Source organism: Zobellia uliginosa (genome assembly GCF_018860745.1).
GTDB lineage: Bacteria > Bacteroidota > Bacteroidia > Flavobacteriales > Flavobacteriaceae > Zobellia > Zobellia uliginosa_B.
Map to the genome: position 1 here is coordinate 295258 of NZ_JAHKPY010000014.1, position 17401 is coordinate 312658.

12 protein-coding genes are annotated in these 17401 nt (G+C 37.0%); 3 read left to right on the forward strand and 9 right to left on the reverse strand.

The genetic code is table 11. From position 1 onward, the window contains the following. The first annotated feature begins 73 nt into the window (after positions 1-73). A complete protein-coding gene (locus KO521_RS16265) occupies positions 74-2722 on the forward strand; it encodes an OmpA family protein (protein ID WP_252730088.1) in 2649 nt (882 codons plus the stop codon). A 491-nt stretch (positions 2723-3213) separates the two neighbouring features. Here the strand turns inward: KO521_RS16265 and KO521_RS16270 are convergent, their stop codons facing one another. The 3 genes from KO521_RS16270 to KO521_RS16280 all read right to left on the reverse strand — a co-directional run bounded on the left by KO521_RS16270 (position 3214) and on the right by KO521_RS16280 (position 7208). Then, entirely contained in the window at positions 3214-4215 is a 1002-nt protein-coding gene (locus KO521_RS16270) for a DUF4837 family protein (RefSeq protein ID WP_215940969.1), read from the reverse strand. A gap of 12 nt (positions 4216-4227) precedes the next feature. Further along, on the reverse strand, positions 4228-5871 hold the full coding sequence (locus KO521_RS16275) for a LysM peptidoglycan-binding domain-containing protein (RefSeq protein WP_215940970.1): 1644 nt from the start codon (positions 5869-5871) through the stop codon (positions 4228-4230). A 146-nt stretch (positions 5872-6017) separates the two neighbouring features. Further along, positions 6018-7208: a phosphoglycerate kinase gene (locus KO521_RS16280; protein ID WP_215940971.1), complete on the reverse strand. Its 1191-nt coding sequence runs from the start codon at positions 7206-7208 to the stop codon at positions 6018-6020. Between the two features lie 141 nt (positions 7209-7349). Between KO521_RS16280 and KO521_RS16285 the strand changes: the two genes are divergently transcribed. Both KO521_RS16285 and KO521_RS16290 read left to right on the forward strand, forming a co-directional pair. Continuing rightward, positions 7350-8501: an ATP-binding protein gene (locus KO521_RS16285; protein ID WP_215940972.1), complete on the forward strand. Its 1152-nt coding sequence runs from the start codon at positions 7350-7352 to the stop codon at positions 8499-8501. 62 nt (positions 8502-8563) lie between these two features. Further along, on the forward strand, positions 8564-8962 hold the full coding sequence (locus tag KO521_RS16290) for a DoxX family membrane protein (protein ID WP_215940973.1): 399 nt from the start codon (positions 8564-8566) through the stop codon (positions 8960-8962). A gap of 55 nt (positions 8963-9017) precedes the next feature. Here KO521_RS16290 and KO521_RS16295 read toward each other — a convergent pair whose 3' ends face one another. The 6 genes from KO521_RS16295 to KO521_RS16320 all read right to left on the reverse strand — a co-directional run bounded on the left by KO521_RS16295 (position 9018) and on the right by KO521_RS16320 (position 17343). Then, positions 9018-9524, reverse strand: a complete 507-nt coding sequence (locus tag KO521_RS16295; protein ID WP_215940974.1) for an OmpH family outer membrane protein — start codon at positions 9522-9524, stop codon at positions 9018-9020. A 375-nt stretch (positions 9525-9899) separates the two neighbouring features. Further along, complete coding sequence (locus tag KO521_RS16300; protein ID WP_215940975.1) at positions 9900-10730, reverse strand: class I SAM-dependent methyltransferase; 831 nt, start codon at positions 10728-10730, stop codon at positions 9900-9902. Beyond that, the gene (locus KO521_RS16305; protein WP_215940976.1) at positions 10708-11262 is read right to left on the reverse strand and encodes a hypothetical protein; all 555 of its coding nucleotides are present in this window, start codon (positions 11260-11262) and stop codon (positions 10708-10710) included. Before KO521_RS16305 ends, KO521_RS16300 begins: the two co-directional genes overlap by 23 nt. Before the next feature lie 247 nt (positions 11263-11509). After that, positions 11510-13378 (reverse strand): tRNA uridine-5-carboxymethylaminomethyl(34) synthesis enzyme MnmG, encoded by a 1869-nt coding sequence (gene mnmG, locus KO521_RS16310; RefSeq protein WP_215940977.1) that lies wholly within the window; start codon positions 13376-13378, stop codon positions 11510-11512. Between the two features lie 73 nt (positions 13379-13451). Beyond that, positions 13452-13871 carry an rRNA maturation RNase YbeY gene (gene ybeY / locus KO521_RS16315; RefSeq protein ID WP_215940978.1) on the reverse strand — a complete coding sequence of 140 codons (420 nt, stop codon included), beginning with the start codon at positions 13869-13871 and terminating at the stop codon, positions 13452-13454. Next, the gene (locus tag KO521_RS16320; RefSeq protein WP_215940979.1) at positions 13864-17343 is read right to left on the reverse strand and encodes a DUF4175 family protein; all 3480 of its coding nucleotides are present in this window, start codon (positions 17341-17343) and stop codon (positions 13864-13866) included. The genes ybeY and KO521_RS16320 overlap by 8 nt, the downstream gene beginning before the upstream one ends. Positions 17344-17401 lie beyond the last annotated feature (58 nt).

Genomic DNA, 17401 nt, shown 5'->3' on the forward strand with positions numbered 1-17401 from the left:
TGCACGTCAATTCTCTTTTAAAAACCACTATCCAAACTTCTAAAAATCTGTCGATTTTTTAAACATCCCAATCATGAAAAAACTAATAACCGCCTTTATTTTTCTTTTGTCCCTAGGTAGTTTTGCCCAAGACTTTGAAAATATAGACTCAGAAGAAATTGTAAATTCTACAGAGACTGAAACTGAAACGGTCAGCTTTAGCCCAGTTGCAGCTGAAACCTTTTCAATAAACGAAACTTTTGAAGAGGCCGCTGACAGGCTTGAAATTCCGCATAGAACTTTTAGTGGTCTTACGGGTACGGAAAATGGTTACTATATCATATCGGGTGTTTTCAGTAAAGAGAAAACATTAAATAAAGCTCTTAAGAAACTAAGCAAAAAAGGCTTTGACTCTGCAGGCTATATCTTCAACCCGCAAAATGATTTAAACTATGTGTATTTAGCATATTATCCATTTGGTTTGGAAGCGGTAGATGCTTGCGCTTCAAATCTAGATGATCGTTATACAGATGATAAATGGATATTAGAGATTGAGGATAGTGTTGCAATAGGGGGAGAGGAAGTTGATTTAAACGAGGAGGCCGAGTCTATACAAAATGGTATAGCACCATTGGAAGCCGTAACGGAAAATTCTGGGGTTTCGGAACTTTCAACAATAGAAAAAGAAGTAGAGGTGTTGGAAGCTACACAAACAGAACCTGCTATTCCAACTGTGGCAGCTGCCATTCCTGAAACTGAAATAGAGACTGAAATAGAGACTGAATTGGAAACAGAGTTGGAGACAAAAACACCAATTACCACAATCTCTGAAACTGCTAACAAAACAAAACTACTACAGCGCGCTGATCATTATTTTGATAAAATGTGGTACTCAGAGGCTGCCGACCTTTATGAACAGGCATTAGAAAAAGGAGGCAAGAACCGCTCTAGAGACGTCATTCAAAAAACTGCCGATGCTTACTACTTCAACACAAATATGGAAAAAGCATATGAGTGGTATAATGTTCTTTACGACAACTACGGGAAAGAGATGTCTTCAGAGAACATATTCAAATATGCTCATTCTTTGAAAGGCACGGGTAAGTACGCAAGATCAAAACGTCTTATGCGTCTTTACAATAAGAAAATGAAAGATGCACCTGCAGGCGAATTGGCAAGTAACGTCCAAGAGAGCGAAAGTGCGTTGGACAATATTCTTAATTCTAAGAAAGATTATGAAATAAAGAACTTGGCTGTAAACACAGAATATTCTGATTTCGCTCCCATGTTTTTAGATTCTAATCAAGTTGTATTTTCATCTGCAAAGGATTCTTCATTTTTTAGTACCAGACGGTATAAATGGAATGATCAACCTTATCTAGATTTGTATGTTGCGAAAGTAAACGAAGAATCTGATGACCTTAAAAATGCACTTAAATTTTCTAAAAAGATAAACACGAAATACCATGAAGCATCGGTAACTTTTTCACCGGATAATAGCACCATGTATTTTACGCGTAACAATTACGGGAAAAAATTAAAGAGAGATGATAAAGGTGTTAATCACCTTAAGATTTATAAATCTACCAAAGTAGATACGGAATGGACGGAAGCTGTTGAAGTACCTTTTAATAGTGATAACTATTCTACAGGTCACCCAGCTTTGAGCCCAGACGGAAAACAATTATACTTTGTTTCTGATATGCCAGGCAGTCTAGGTAAAACAGATATTTTTGTTGTGGATGTTATGGAAGACGGTGGTTTTACAGCACCTAGAAACCTGGGGCCAACTATCAACACGGAACAACGTGAAATGTTTCCTTTCTTTAATGGAACTAAAATGTATTTTTCATCTGACGGATTTTCCGGTCTAGGCGGTCTGGATGTTTATGAAAGTACTTTTGATGAAGAAGAAGGGTTTGCAGAAGTTAAAAACCTGGGTCAACCAGTTAATAGCAATAAAGACGATTTTTCATATATCGTTAATGAAGAGAACCAACAAGGTTACTTTGCTTCTAACAGAGAAGGTGGTAAGGGTGATGATGATATTTACTCTTTTAAGCGTTTAATTGTAGAAGAAATTCCTGAAAACAATAATGCTATTGCGGGTGTAGTTACTGAAATGGTAACTGGTGATATCATGCCACAAACTTTAGTTCAGCTTTTAGACGAAAACGGCATTAAGCTTAAAGAGATGGCTAGCGAAGATGACGGAAGCTTTATTTTCGAAGATTTAAACGATTCTACTCAATACACTTTAAAAACTGTTCAAGAGAAATTTGTAGACAATGAAAGGTTAGTAACGACTACTGTTAATGATACTATTAAAGTTGATATTGCCATGAAGCGCCTTGAAGAAATGATCGCTATTGAAGATGGCATCAAGAAAATCAAGACTGAAATGATTTACTTCAACTTTGACAAATCTTACATTAGGCCTGACGCAGCCAAGGAGTTGGATAAGCTAGTTAGTGTTATGAAAGAATTCCCAACTATTGTAATCAAAGTTGAATCACATACGGATTCACGTGGAACCAAGGCTTATAACGAGTACTTATCCGATAAGAGAGCGAAATCTACCAGAGACTACATTATATCTCAAGGTATTGATGCTAGCCGTATAGAAAGTGCTACTGGTTACGGAGAAAATAGATTGTTAAATGATTGTGATGGATCATCACCTTGTTCTGAAGCTGATCACTTGTTAAACAGAAGATCAGAGTTCATTATTCTAAATATGTAAACACAAAAAAAGTTCATTTACAAAACCGCTGCATATAACGCAGCGGTTTTTTTATTTTAATTAAGTAACATCTGTATGAAATTTTACAGTAAACAAAAGAGTAGGGGTAAGCATGTTCCTAAAATAACAATCACTTTAGAACACATATTTGGCTCTATTGTTAAAATGATATCTGCTGAAGCAAGGAATACGTTATAGAGCAACCTAATGTAATAGAATTAGAATTAATGGTTGAAGCCTCTATTAAACAAGTGCCAAGGGTTACTTTAAATGAATTATTCTTACGTAGTGTTCAATAATTGCTCTCTAAGAATTTTCAAGACATGTTTTAAGGCCTATTGCAGAACTCTTCTCCTATATTCCATGCAAATCCCTGTTGCCTTAACAAACAAGGGTCTTATCAACTTAAAATCCACCCACTTATACGCCTTGGGTAAAATAAAACCGCCAACCTTAAAAAGATGGGCGGTTTAACTATACTATTGAATACCTTACTTCTTATCCACCTTGGCATCTAATCGCAAAGTTTTCAATATTGCTTCCAACTCAAAAAGGTCATCTCTTTTTTCTGTAGCAGGAGCAAATACGAACCCTTCTAACACCAGCTTTCTATTGTTCTTCTTATCATTTAAAATATAGGTAAGAAACGGACCGGCCATAGGATAATTTTTTATATCCCAAAGCCCTCTTACCTCAACCCCCTTAAGCCCGGCAATTTCTACAGGATAAATATAAGGAGCAAATGCAGGTTCGGTACGCATATGCGTTATTTTACCAATAGCATCAGGACCTGGAATATATTTAGCTCCTACGGAATCGCGCATTGCTACTATGTCTTTCACCAATGTAGATTGGTTATTAAAACTATCCCCAGGCATATCATAAACAATTACATTAGCTGTTCCTTTTTGTATTTCGCGGTCTATCCAGACAAAATTATCTTCTTGCTTGCCCACTTTATATATGGAAGGAATTTTTAATGAAATTCCAAACTTCTCTTGTAGTACCGTTTCCTTATTCAATGAGCGATTGAAACGTTTCTGTGCCGCTTCGATCTCCATATTCTTAAAAGCGGTGATTATTTCATCTGCTTTGGCCTCTATATTTTGAATTACCTCAGCTTTAGTTGTACCTTTTATAACCCCTACACGTTGCGGAGAAGCATACATATTGGTTTTTATGTGAGCAAGGTTTAAAGAATCTATTCCAACATACAGAATAGACCGGGTATTTCTAATAGAGCCGGTAAAAAACTTAGGTGCCAACTGATCTATAGAGAATAAAGGTTCATCCATAGGCATACCAACGACAGGTGCGGCAAAATGACTTCTTATACTATCACCAACACTACCTTTCCAAAGTTCATTATCAATAACCACTACCATAGAATTTATTGCTCCAATAGAAGAGGGGCGGTAGGTATGATTCTTAGAATCCTTACACGATAAAAATACTAGGGAGAAGAGTAAAATTAGAGTTCCAGCTTGTTTCATTTTGGTATAGATTTACGATGAACATTCGCACAACTTTAGTTTTGTGCCCGGTTTTAGATTCTTACCACTAATACCGTTCCATTGTCGTAAATTTTCAACAGAAATTCCTGGATATTTTCTAGAGATGGTCCAAAGAGAATCTCCACTTCGCACAGTATGGGTCTTTGTACCCGGTGGGAAGCTTTTTGATACAGTAGATTTTCTTGTAGATGCAACGGCAGCACCAGGTGTTTTCCTTGGGAAAATAGTCAATCGTTGGCCTATTCTTAAATTGTTACTGCGCAAACCGTTCCATTGTTTCAATTGGCTTACACGCACACCGTATCTTTCTGCGATTTTCCCCAGAAAATCACCATTACGAACTTTATACCTAATTCTATTCTGTTCAGACTGTTTTACCAATTGTGGTAAAGGGCCCTCTTTGCTTTCTATCTCTTTTTTTACATGATCATAGATAGCACCTTCATTATGAACAAAGCTTCCAATAGCATGCTTTGGTAAGCGTAAAGCGTTATTTTTCCCGTCTATAAAAGGTATTACGTAAAGTTTATAGGATGGGTTTAAAACTTTTAATTCTTCTTTACTAACGCCCGTTAACTCGGAAACCTGATCAAAAGTTATGAGACCTTTAACATGTACCGTGTCCGTTTCAAAATAAGGTCTTTCTATCTTTTTTCCTCTTAAACCATGTTCCTCGGCATATTCAAAAAGATACATGGTAGCCAAAAATGCTGGAACATACCCCGCCGTTTCCCTTGGTAAGTAACGACGAATATTCCAATAGTTTTTATATCCTCCCGATCTTCTTATAGCCTTGTTTACGTTACCGGGACCAGAATTATAAGCTGCAAGCGCCAAATCCCAGTCGCCATAAATATCATATAGCTTCGCTAAAAACTGACAAGCGGCAACAGTAGATTTTAAAGGGTCTCTACGCTCATCAACATAGCTACTTACATTTAGCTTGTATTGTTTTCCCGTAGGATACATAAATTGCCAAAGCCCTGTTGCTCCTACTTGAGATCGGGCGCGAGGGTTCAGTGCGGATTCTACAATAGAAAGATATTTCATTTCTAAAGGAATATCATAATTGTCCAATTCCTGCTCAAAAAGCGGGAAATAGAATTGGCTTGTTGTTAACATACGCTCCATCAGATCTCTTTTTCTAAAAAGAAACGATTTGATCACGTTCTCCAAGGATGGATTGTAAGCTATGTTGAAGGGTGTTTTTTGATTTAACCTTTCTAAACGTGCTTTTAGTGTATCCGTAGGAAGTGAAGTAGGATAGGTTTTATCATAATCCAACTGCTCCACTTCACGAAACATCTCATCAGAAAGGGAAGCATTAGCATACAGCTCCTTCATCCAAAGACTATCATATTTAGCAGCTTCCGGCAAATCTTTAAGCTTTACCGTTAAGTCTATACTGTCTTTTTTAAGGGAAATAGGGCTATCATTGATACTAGCACTATCAAGAGCCATTTGCTCCATTTGCTCAATACCTTTCAAATCCATCGCCAACGTATCCGCGACAATCTCTTCTATTAGGTTTGGAGAACCTGCAACAGAATCTTTTTCTTGTTCCTGGGCCACCAAAGGCAAGGCCAGAACAAGACTTGAAAATATCGTGAGGAAACGTTTTCTATTATTTATCATTTAAACTGCTTATATAGCGGAGCGAATAGCTTTTTATTAATATAGGGTTACAGCGAACTGTAACCCTACTAAAATCGTACTTTTTTCTGAAAAAATAAAATTTTATTCGATTAAACATAACGTTCCGTTTATCGATAACGCCTTTGTTAGCCGATTATTGCAGCGATGCCTGGCAAGGTTTTACCCTCTAAACTTTCTAACATAGCGCCTCCGCCTGTAGAAACATAACTTACCTTATCTTCAAAACCAAACTGCTTAACAGCGGCAACTGAATCGCCACCTCCAACAAGTGAAAAAGCACCACCTTTCGTAGCCTCATCAATATAGTTTCCTAAAGCAATAGTTCCTTTCGCAAAACTTTCCATTTCAAAAACGCCAATAGGACCGTTCCAAAGAATAGTTTTCGATTTCAAGATAACCTCTTTAAAGATTTCCAATGTTTTTGGACCAGCATCTAAACCTTGCCAACCGTCAGGAATTTTATTTACATCTACAATTTGTGTGTTGGCATTATTGGCAAAATCATCTGCCGCAAGAACATCAACAGGAATATGCACTTCTACATTCTTCTCTTTTGCCTGCTTTAAAATTTCCATTGCCAGGTCCATCTTATCATCTTCACAAATAGAATCGCCTACTTGGCCACCTTGTGCTTTTATAAAAGTATAAGTCATACCCCCTCCAATAATTAGGTGATCTACTTTATCCAAGATGTTTTCAATAATTGTAATTTTAGACGAAACCTTAGCTCCACCCAAAATAGCCAAAACTGGTTTTTCACCAGTTTGCATTACCTTATCAATAGCTTCTATTTCTTTTGCAAGTAGTAGGCCAAAACATCTTGCATCAGGAAAAAACCTTGCAATGATAGTTGTAGAAGCATGAGCCCTGTGCGCAGTTCCAAAAGCATCATTTACATAAATATCACCTAATTTGGAAAGTTGTTCGGCAAAGGCCTCGTCTCCTTTTTCCTCTTCCGCGTGGAACCTTAGGTTCTCTAACAATAATATTTCACCTGGCTGAAGTTCCGCAACAGCTTTTTCTGCTACTTCACCAACACAATCAGGCACGAATTTTACGGTAACTCCAATAACATCTGAAACTTTATTACAGATATGCTGTAAAGATAGGTCCGGATTCTTTTGTCCTTTTGGTCTACCCAAATGGCTCATTAAAACAGCGCTGCCGCCGTCTTCAAGTACTTTTATGATTGTTGGTTTTGCCGCTTCGATACGGGTAGCATCAGCAACATTGAATTCCTCGTCCAAAGGCACGTTAAAATCAACGCGAATGAGAGCTTTCTTATTTTCAAAATTAAAGTCGTTTATAGTTTTCATGTTATGCGGTTTTAGAGAGTCGCAAATGTAATAAAAAGGATGTTAGACTGGTAGTACAAAACCGATAGACTATAGATATTAACCATATTTAAGAAGTTATCCGCCTTGGATCGTATATATTAAAAAAGTTATCTTTGGACCATGCTGTTCAACCACATTTTAGGGCTATCCCATATCAAGAGCCATTTGGCCGGCAGTGCTGATGCAGGCAGAGTTCCTCATGCCCAATTATTTGTAGGGCCAGAGGGTTCAGGAACACTTCCTATGGCTATCGCTTACGCCCAATATATTATTTGCGGAAACCGTGATGGGGAGAATAATGGAGCTAACCAATCTTGTAATCTTAAGTTTGATTCCCTTGCTCATCCAGATATGCATTTTGCTTTTCCTGTCTCTAATTCTGATAAGGTAAAGAGCCATGCCGTTAGTAACCATTACATGGAAGAATGGCGAAAATTTGTTAAAGAGCAGCCTTACGGTAATCTTTTTGATTGGTATCGTTTAATCGGTATTGAAAAAAAACAAGGTCAGATCGGTGTAGATGAAGCACAGGATATTGTTAGAAAGTTAGTCTTAAAATCATACGAAGGCGGTTATAAGGTAATGTTGATTTGGATGGCCGAAAAAATGAATACGGCTGCCGCCAACAAACTTTTAAAACTAATTGAAGAACCACCTAACAAAACAGTATTTCTTTTAATAACCGAAGACGAGGGGCAAATTATTCAGACCATTCGTTCTCGTTGTCAAGTTTTACATTTTCCGCCTCTTGCTGAAGAAGCCATGGCAAATGCCCTTGTAGAAAAAGGCGCGTTAAGAGAAGAGGCTTTAAGAATTGCTCATGAGGCAAACGGAAATTTCAATAAGGCATTAGATTTATTGAACGAAGATTCTGAAGATCTGATTTTTGAAAAATGGTTCGTACAATGGGTCCGTAGTGCTTTTAAGGCCAAAGGAAATAAGAGTGCGATTTCCGATTTAATTATGTGGAGTGAAGAAGTGGCAAAAACCGGTCGTGAAACCCAAAAGAAATTTCTACATTATTGCGTTACAGTAATGCGCCAAGCCATGCTAATCAATTTCAATGCGAAAGACCTTGCTTTTATGCGCATACATACTGATGGCTTTAGCTTAGACAAATTTGCTCCTTTCATTCATGAAAACAATATTCTAACCATTGTAAAAGAGCTTGAAGACGCTATTTACCATATTGAACGAAATGGTAATTCTAAAATAATTCTTACGGATCTTTCTATAAAATTGACGCGTCTTTTGCACAAAAAAGCGGCTTAGCCTGCTATCTGCTGTCCTTTTTTTGGTAACTTAATAGCAACCAACCGCAAAACCAAAAGACCATGGACAGTTTTCTCCACTCTGCAACAGAACTCTTAATCCTAATTTTTCTGATTATCGTCTTTATGCAAAGTGGCATTGACAAAGTGTTTAATTGGAAGGAAACCCTTTCCTATCTGAAAGAGCATTTTAAAGACACTCCATTAGAAAGTTTGGTTCCCGCTCTCTTGGGCACATTGCTCTTAATAGAGACCGCATCAGGAATTCTATGCGCCATAGGACTTTATCAATTATTGATTATAGGAGAAAACACCATTGCCTTTTATGGCAGTATACTTTCCTGCATATCCTTATTAATGTTGATGTTCGGTCAACGCATGGCCAAGGACTATGAAGGGGCTAAAACCATCACCGTATATTTTATGCCCGCTATATTTTTGGTTTACATACTTCAAAACTAAAAAAGGGTCAACCGATAAAATCCGTTGACCCTTTTATTCTGATGGTAAGTTAATTCTACTTCTTGTACTTGTCGTTCAATAGTTTTACGATTTCTGCAGTAAGGTCATTTTTATCTGCGCCATATAATACGCTGCCACCATCGCCACCACCAAGAATGTATGAGTAGCCATTTGCTTTGCCGTAAGCTTTTACCTCTTTTTTTACTTTACTGATGATGCTGTCCATTTCAGTTTGACCTAACAATTGAAGTTGTTGGTCTTCCTGCTGCAATTGTTGACCGATCATTTGACCTTTTTGCTGCATTGCAGCATATTGTTCTTGGGCTTTTGTTTGTGATAACTTCTGAGCTTGAGTTTGGAATGCCTGCGCCTCCACTTGAAAAGCTTGCGTAATACTGTCTCTCTTTTTTGTTAGAGCGTCCGCTTTAACTTTAAAATTAGCTTCAACATCTATTTTTTCTTGGTACTCTTCCATCAACTTTACGTTGTCTACAAATCCAATTTTTTCCTGCTGACAAGAAACTGCTACCAACATTAAAAATACCACTACTACATTTTTCATAATTCTGTTTATTTTAATCTTCTTTTTGCTTTTCAAAATTTTCTCAAAAATTATCCCTTCCCTAAATTCTGTCAAATTTAGTTTTCAAGTTGCGCAAAAATAGAAAAGCTTTTCTAATTGTAGTCATCAAATTTTTAAATGTGAAGGAAGAAACAATAATTCAAGAAATTAATTTAAACAACCTCAAATTGACCAAAAGACCAACTATAAAGAATTTCTATACAAAGAACACAAGAATATAAAGGAAGATAATAAAAAATGGAGTCGTCAAAAAGGCGTACAAAGACAATTTTTACGAAATCATCCACACATAAGAGATAAGCACTCAAACATCGTTAAAATCGCTTAAAACAAGTTTTAAGCTTCAGAAAGAGCTTATGGATGCTTTTTGAGAATATAGATTACAGAAGAGGGTTGTCCGCTGAACACTGCCCTAAAATTTGACCAAAATCCTACACCGAAGGCCTTGATAAAATTCTGTCTACCGGTTTTATATTTTTCAGAAAGCAAGGAGACATAAAAAGCATCAAACCACATAGGTTTTGTTTTTACTAATTTCATATTCTGTTTTGCGAATACTTTTTCTATTGACTCTTTAGAAAAATGCCAAAGATGTCTTGGCACATCATAAGCTGCCCAAAACTCTTTATAATAATTTGCATCAAAAGATTTAAAATTAGGAACTGCTATTACAAGCGTACCGTTATCTTCTAAGTTCGCTACAATTTTTTGGATTTGATCATCAAGATTAGGTAAGTGCTCCAAAACGTGCCAAAGTGTTATTACCTGAAATTTAGTGTTTGGCAACTCTTCCATATCGGAAAGCAAATTCATTTTCTTCTCACTGGAACGAACTCTTGCATCACTACTTGGCTCTATTCCCGTAACCGTCCAATTATTCTTTTTTGCCTGCAACAAAAAATCTCCGGTACCTGCCCCAACATCCAACAAGGTTTTAGTATTCTTTGCATAAGAATTTATTAAAGCTACTTTTTGAGAGAGACTAAACTTTTTTACCGCTTGATACATTTTATCCACTACAGATTTTGAAGCATCTGTATGTGATATGTAGTCATCACTTTCGTAATACTTTTGCAGATTTTTGGGCTCAGGTGTAGTCACCAACATTTGTAACTCTTCATCCAAAATCAATTCAAAGTCTTCTCCAGAAATTGAAAAATCTTTAGTTTTTAAAAACGGTTTCATTATAGTTGTGCGTGGTAAGATATTCCTTTTTGAGAGTTCGAAGATAATTTAAAACTGGCTCTCTAGAAAACGAATCTTCATGAAGACAATCTTTTTCCTTATCACTATAAACCTCAATGGCCAAATACCAATTATCAGTTCGTATTACATCGTCTCCTCCAACATATCCTTCATCATCCTCTAAACTCAAAGCTGCATTTAGGGTAGCACTGAAAAGAGTAGGTCCTAAGTTCAAAACTTTCGTAGGTATATCAATCTCATAAAAAGCAAAAAAATAATTCTCGCCGTCAATTAAAAATGGAATATCATCATAGACATTTTCATCATTCAATTGAAACTTAGTGTTTATATAATTATAAAAATGAGAAGCTTCTTTATGATCCTCAAAAATAAACATCGTGCGTTTGGAAAGGGTTCTTTTAAACTTCTTTCCCTTGGAAATTTTATAGTCTTTTATAGATGGTGCCACTCGTAAAGGAATACATGATTGACCTATTAACGTGCTGCACAATACTAGAAGGAAAGCTTTCATTCGCAAGCATTTTTAAATTGAAAAAATACTATCACAAAAACTTAGCCAAAAACAATTTAATTTCAATCCATTCGTTCTATTCTAGAGGTAAGTAAAAGCTATTCTGTTTAATTATAAAACAGAGTACATACCACATTAGAAGGGTTCTTGCTGCCGAGAAAAGTTCACGCAAGACAGATGTCTACATGGTTTTCATAAGGAAAACCAATGTGGCACAGACATGTTCCACGTGGAACGTTCCGGTTATCTATCTTCCCAAATACACCAAAAGAACACTTATGTCAGAAGGGTTTACACCACTGACTCTAGCTGCTTGAGCTATGGTCACCGGCTGTATAGAATTCAACTTTTCACGAGCTTCGTATGACAAGGATTTAAGTTTGGAGTAATCAAAATTAGCAGGAATTTTTACATTCTCTAAACGCAATAGTTTGTCCGCATTATTCTTTTCTTTGGCAATATAGCCAGAATACTTAACCTGTATTTCCGTCTGTTCTAGCACTTCCCGATCCAGGTTATTATCCTCAACATAACCTGAAACCGTATCCAACTGTAGCATATGGTCCATGGTGACTTTCGGTCTAGAAAATACCTTAAACATCTTATCGGATTGTTTAACTAATGCGGAATCTACACTATCTAAAATTGGATTGATCTCCTCTGGTTTAACACTAGTTTCCTTAAAAAAGTTAACGAAAGAATCGGACTTAGCCTCCTTTTCTTCCATACGAATCAAACGCTCTTTTTTAGCTAAACCAATATCAAATCCTCTGGGAGTTAATCTCAAATCAGCATTATCCTGACGCAACAAAGTTCGGTATTCTGCCCTAGAAGTAAACATGCGATATGGCTCTTCCGTACCCTTTGTAATTAAGTCATCTATCAAAACACCTATATAAGCTTCATCTCTCTGAAGCACGAAATCCTCTTTCTCGCTAATTTTTAAATGAGCATTAATACCCGCCATCAAACCTTGAGAAGCAGCCTCCTCATAACCTGTAGTTCCATTAATTTGACCCGCAAAATAAAGATTATCTACAAGCTTAGTTTCTAAGGTATGCTTTAGTTGTGTAGGCGGAAAATAATCATATTCTATAGCATAACCAGGCCTAAAAAATTTGACGTTTTCAAAACCTACAACAGATCGTAAAGCTTTAAACTGAACATCCTCAGGCAAGGAAGTAGAGAACCCATTTACATATACTTCAACCGTATCCCAACCTTCCGGTTCTACAAAAATTTGATGACTATTTTTATCAGCAAAGCGATTGATTTTATCCTCTATTGACGGACAATATCGGGGTCCCACACTTTTGATTCTACCGTTAAACATTGGCGAGCGATCAAATCCCTCACGCAAAACGTCATGGACCAAATCACTAGTATGTGTCATGAAACAGTCCCGTTGAGTGGTCAAAACCGGAGTCTGTAAATATGAAAATTTTTCTGGAATAGCATCGCCAGGTTGCGGAATCATAACTGAATAATTCAAAGAACGACCATCAACCCTTGGTGGAGTTCCGGTTTTCATACGGCCACTCTCGAAACCTAATTCCAGCAATTGTTCTGTAATTCCGGTAGCAGCCTTCTCTCCTGCTCTACCGCCACCAAACTGCTTTTCACCTATATGAATCAATCCATTTAAAAAGGTGCCGTTCGTAAGAATTACCGATTTAGATCGAATATCTATACCTAAAGAGCTTTTAACTCCTACGGCTTTACCGTTCTCAACCAATAAGCCACTTATCATTTCCTGATAGAAATCTACATTCGGTATATTTTCTAGAGCCAAACGCCATTCCTCAGCAAAACGCATACGGTCATTCTGAGCACGCGGACTCCACATTGCAGGGCCCTTCGATTTATTAAGCATTTTAAATTGAATCGCTGACTTATCCGTGATAATACCGCTCATTCCGCCCAATGCGTCAATTTCTCTAACAATTTGTCCTTTAGCAATTCCACCCATAGCAGGATTACAGGACATCTGACCAATGGTCTGTAAATTCATGGTCACCAACAGGGTTTTAGAACCCATATTTCCAGCTGCCGCTGCAGCTTCTGCACCAGCGTGCCCTCCTCCAACAACAATAACATCATACTCCTCTGCAAACATCTCTTATCCTCTAAAATTGTGATTTCAAAATAAAAATTATGGCAAACAGCCATGCACTAAACGCAAAACAACCTTAATGTTCCACGTGGAACATCATAATTTTCTCATTTTCTTTTTGCCTCATTATAACTACTTCCTCCTTTGTCTTATCCTTAAAACCAAAAAGGTGCAACACGCCATGAGCCATAACACGCAAAACTTCTTCTTCCAACGAGATATTAAATATCTTAGCGTTATCTTTTACTCTATCTACAGAGATAAATATATCTCCGCCGATGACATTATCTTCCGTATAATCAAACGTTAAAATATCTGTATACGTATCGTGATTCAAATATTTTTTATTCATTTTCAAAACCTCTTCATCTGAACAAAAAACGTAATCTATCTGGTTAAGAACACCATTTTCTGATTCCACTACTGCGTTTAACCAATCTGAATATTTATCTTCGTTTTCTAGTGAAAACCCGGTTTTATAATGGAACTCAATCATTGTTCTTGAAATAGTCTTTTACCCTGTTTTGAAAATTTTGGCGCAAAGGTAAGCTTTGTCTGTTTAAAATCTCTACTTCGTTACGATAATTCTCTAAGAATGAGGGCTTAGTAATAATAGGGTTTTGAAACTGACTGGTATTTGTATTACTCTCTTTTTTAGACTTCCTCCCTTGTTTAAGGGATGCATTTTCTAATTTCAGCATTTCATACTGAATGTTATTTATCTTAGTTTGGCTTCTTTGGGTAACCCCATTTTCCAAAAGGTCGTTCTCAAAATCCTCCATTTGCTTAATAAGCTTCTGAGCCAATTTTTTATCGCCTGCATCCATCATATCCTTGAGTTGCTGCTCTAACTTACCCCGCAACATTTGCTGCTCTTTATAAATCTCATAAATTTCCTGCAACTCCGATTCAGAGGGTTGTCCATTACCTGGTCCAGATTCACCGTTTTGATTCTGCCCCGCTTTTCCTTTTCCCTTGTTTCCTTCTGAACCTTCTCCTTGATCCCCACCTTCATTACCTCCTTTTTCGCCACTACCCTTTTTACCCTCTCCTGATGTAGAACCTTTTCCTTTTTCCCCTTGCCCTTCGCCTTCGCCGGATTTACCCTCACCAGACTCTCCTTTACCAGGCTTACCCTTTCCAGGCTTACCCATACCGCTCATTTTTTCCTTTAACTCCTGTTGTCCCTTAATGATATCCGGTAGTTGAAAACCACCCTCTTCGCCCTGTCCCTCTCCTTGACCGGACATCATACTCTGCTCCATATTATCCAAAATATTGGCGAGAAAGTCAGATAAACTATTGGATGCACTAAGCACATATTTTTGGTAGGATACACCTTGGTATATTTGGTTTTCAGCAACACTTTCCAATGTTTTGTCCACATTATAATAGACCTCCGTAATCTGTTCGTTTACGAATTCAGAAAGCTCAGCTCTTCTTAGAGAAAGAGCAAACAGACTATCGTCAACATGCTCAAAAAGCTCACGTAACTCCTGCTGTTTATGTATAGCATTTGAAAATTGTGGACTATCTGAATCCACATCCTCCAGACTATCGTACAGTAATTCTTGCTTAAAAGAGAAGGTGATTAAATTATCCAATATTTGCCGAAGCATTTCGGCGTCTTCCGTTATGGTGGATTCCCCTCCCGCCCCAGCAGCAGATTTACTGAGTTGTTCACTCATTTCTTTCATCTTCTGCGCTGCAGACTTTTGTTTTTGTTTAGCTTTATCAGACTTTTCTTTTTTCTCACCACCCCCCGTATCCTTAGATTGTTCCTTTTTAAGCTCTTTTAAAGCTTCATTTTGATCTTCCTTAACCCCAGACTCCCTATCTTGGCTTCGATCTATATTTAATGGTTTATTTAAATCTTCATTGTCCTTCTGAAGCTCATCAAATTCCTTTGTTATATCCTCAAAATCCTTGTTTAACTGTTCTTGGATATCTGTGTCCTCCAATGTATTTAGTGAATCCGCAGCTTTTTCCTGTTCGTTAGAAAGTTTTTCCAAGTCCCTAGCTAGCTGATTTACCTTCTCCGTAACATAATACCGCTTGGTCAATTCTAGCAACTGTTCAAGATTACGCTCACTGCTTTGCTGTTTCTTTCCCAATTCCTCTAACCTTTTTGAAAGCTCCTCTTTATCTATTTTATCAGCAATCTTATTTAACTCATCAAGTAATTTTTCATTCTTCTTAGCACGTAATTCTTGACGCTCTAAACGTTCCTGAAGTAGCTCGTTAAACTTATCATTACTTTCCAATTTGTTTAAGTTCTCTTTTAGCTGCTTACTAAACTCTTCCATTTGAATTTCCTGCTGTTGTTGCTTTTGTAGAAAATCCTTAATTTGATTTTGATCTGTAAAATCTAGCTGATTCTTCTCTTTCTGCTCTTTTCTAATCTCCTTTAGGTCTTCTTTTTGTTCTTTGAACTGGTCTAACGACTTATCCAAATTATTGATAATAGACTGCTGAGCCTCCAATTCCTTCTTTCTCAATTGACTCTCATCTAACAATGACAAGGAAAACACTTCGGATTTAGTTGATTTACCATTATGAATGGCATCATTATCTACTGCCTCAAAATAAAAACTATACTGCTTATCCTCTAATAATTCCAGGCCTGAAGGGAAAGTATAATAAAATTGTTCAAAATTTCCTGATGGTGTGCTGAGCGGTATAACCTGACGCTTATCCGGTTCACCATCCCTATAACAAACAAGTTTTATACTCTTCAGTTTATAATCATCCGTGGCCTCTCCCGAGTAATAGGCTAAATTGGGATTCAGGGAGTCCAAAACCTGTCTGACCTTGATAGCTGGATACGCATCTTTAATCACTGTAAATTCATAGGCTAGTTTCTCATAGTCATCCACATTATCATTTGATGTGGACACTTCATATCCCAAACTTTTATATACACGTTTCTGTAGAGAAAATGCACCGTCATCGACCAAAAAATCCTGAATGGTATCCTTGGTGATTAAACGTACATTTTTGGTATTCTCCCCTTTGATATTCCAAGTGACCTTAGTGCCCTCCGGAAAAATTGCATTACCTGTACTTTTAATGGTTTCCGAAGCCCTACCCGTGTAATTAGGATAGTCTAACTTAACTTGAAAATCCTCAATAACTGGAGTCTTAAGCACCTGAAGTTGATAATCCCTTGATCTAACATCATTGGCCAAAAAATAAAATTTTGAGTTTTTTAAAGGAGGAGTGAACGTGTATAAGTACCGACCGTTATCTTCTCGTAAAAGAGACTGTTTTCCATCTATTACGATAAAAACGGTTTCCGGTTTAACCTCTCCTTTCGTAGTTACTTCAACAGTATGTTCCTTTGAATCCAAAACACGTAAATCATTAGATAATAAGTGAAAAGAAAAAGGAGCAGGAGGCTCATAGGCCATACTATAATTCACAACTCTATCCGCAGAACCAAAAAAAGACTTTAAATTTCCCGAAACCCAAACCAACATAAGGATAAGAGCCGGTATTGCCAAGTACTTTAAATATTTAAAATTATCCTTAAAATCTACTGCCTTAGTAAAAGGAATTATGCTCATATTCCGGCTTCGTTGTTCTATACTGGCCAACAATAATTCCGACTGGTTTTTATCCTCACCCAAATCAATAAGATTGTATAACTTATCTCCTACTTCCGGAAAATGTTTACCTATCAATAAAGATGCTTGTCTATTGCTTATCCCTTGTTTAAGTTTAAACAGATAGAACAAGGGCTTAAGGATGTATTTAAACAACAAATAAAGCTCTATGCCCAGAAATGCCAGTAAAAGGATAAAACGACCCGTAGAATTGAGCCAAAGTAGGTATTCAATACCTAAAATCGCAATTAAGAAAAGTAACCCCAATGCTACAAAAAGCAAGACGCCTTTTATAAGCATCTTGGTATAATACTTTCTGATGAAACCGTTAAGCTTTCCCAGTATATTGCGGTAACCTGTCATAGAACGTAAAGATAAGCAAAAAAGCACCTGAGCACTTAAAGCTTACTATAACCGAACA